The organism is Amycolatopsis sp. NPDC003676 (assembly GCF_053587275.1).
This window is the reverse complement of the sequence record NZ_JBSFNS010000465.1, coordinates 1-1,008: the sequence shown is the minus strand read 5'-3', so window position 1 is coordinate 1,008 and position 1,008 is coordinate 1. Positions and strand designations below refer to the sequence as shown.

The window sequence follows — 1,008 nt, the reverse complement described above, 5'->3', positions numbered from 1 at the left end:
CGCGCGGGTGGCGGGCAGCAGGTGGTAGTCCGCCAGTTCCTCGCTCAACTGGTCGCTGACCTCGGCGGGTGGCTTCGCGCTCGCGGACGACTCCGGCGATCTGTCCACAGCTGTGCACAGATGTGTAGGAATCGGCAAGTGCCGAGCGGACACTCGCGCCTCCGGCGGCTTCATGTGCCCGTCGTACGTGGCGACCTCCGACGAGAAGGACAGCACCCGAGGTCGCGCCCGCGTCCTCCAGGAGGTCGTCCGAGGTGAACTCGACTGGCGCGCACCGGCAGTCGAGGAGTCCTTGGATCTCTGTCTGTCCTGCAAGGCCTGTGGATCGGACTGCCCGGCAGGCGTCGACATGGCCACCTACAAATCCGAGACCCTCTACCGCCGCTACCGAGGCCGCCTCCGTCCCCTCGACCACTACATCCTCGGCCAGCTCCCCCGCTGGCTCCTTGTCGCCCAACGCTTCCCGCGCCTGGCCAACGCCCTCGCCGCCCGCCCCCTGCTCCGACGGACCACGATGCGCGCGGTCGGCATCGATCCCCGCCGCGAAGCACCGGTCCTCGCACCGACGCCATTCCGTCGTATCTGGCAGGACATCGGTGGCAACCACCGCACCGAACCCACGGTCACCGCCCTTGCGCGCACCCGCCACCACCACCTGCTCCCGCCCTCCCGCACCGACACCCGCGCGACCACGAGCGACGCACTGACGCCCGCCGCCACCGGGCCGGCGGCGGGGAGCGAGCGCACGGTGCTGCTGTGGGTGGATTCCTTCACCGACACCTTCGCTCCGGCGAACGCGATCGCCGCGACGGTGCTGCTCGAAGGGCTCGGTTATCGGGTTCACATCCCCACGGCCCGGGTCTGCTGTGGATTGACGTGGATCACCACCGGGCAGCTCGACGGCGCGCGCGCTCGGCTGCGGGCCACCGTGGCGGCGCTGGCCGGCCACGCGGCCGCGGGTGGACTCGTCGTCGGGCTCGAACCGTCGTGTACCGCCGCCCTGCGGTC

The 1,008-nt window shown here is 71.1% G+C and carries 2 pseudogenes; both read left to right on the top strand.

The features are described 5' to 3' along the window. Window positions 1-112 precede the first annotated feature (112 nt). Window positions 113-337 (top strand): annotated as a pseudogene (locus ACWDNU_RS47285) (4Fe-4S dicluster domain-containing protein); the annotation flags it as partial. Window positions 338-349: 12 nt separating this feature from the next. Beyond that, window positions 350-1,008, top strand: a pseudogene (locus ACWDNU_RS47280) (hypothetical protein); the annotation flags it as partial.